The organism is Photobacterium sp. S4TG1 (genome assembly GCF_036040035.1).
Lineage (GTDB): Bacteria > Pseudomonadota > Gammaproteobacteria > Enterobacterales > Vibrionaceae > Photobacterium.
The window spans coordinates 1-625 of the sequence record NZ_JAYXUH010000050.1; the positions used below are offsets into that span (position 1 = coordinate 1).

Sequence of the window (625 nt, forward strand, 5' to 3'; positions counted from 1 at the left end):
TAACGGTCAAGTAGTGATTGATATCACTGATGGTGCAGACGCGGGGGGTAATGAGCACGGTGAAATCACCATTACTGAAGGCGATTTAACCCCACAAGGCAGCGAGCAAGGCTATCCGGTTTCGGGTAATACGACGGTTGTGATTGAGGCGGGTGCAGACCGTCTTGATCCAAGTAAAGTGACCATCGATCCAAAACAATTAACCACGTTAATAGATGAACTGTCATCTGAATTAACCACGAGCAATAATGAAGCGATCAGCTTCCATTATGATGCTGCAACAGGCGTATTAATCGGTAGTACCGCAACGGGTGAGCCAGTTGTGACGGTATCATTGGATGCGGTACAAGCAGCGAATGGTCACGATATCGATGTGAAAGTGACTATCACTCAAGAAAAACCATTAAATCACACCGACAGTGGTGTGGATGGTTTAGTCGATAGCGTTAATGATCAGATCACCATTGATGTGCCGATTCAGGCGCAAGACACTGATGGTGATTGGCTACAAAAGCCTGCCAATGTTGATATCACTATCAAGGATGGCGCTAACCCCGAATTTGGTACCGATAGCGGCACCACTATTGATGAAACGACTCAGCAAGGGCAAGTCATTCATGGTGAC

The 625-nt window shown here is 46.7% G+C and carries 1 protein-coding gene; it reads left to right on the top strand.

Annotated elements, in window-relative coordinates:
• The coding region (locus VXS03_RS20095; protein ID WP_327765537.1) for a hypothetical protein at positions 1-625 on the top strand (625 nt) is incomplete at both ends.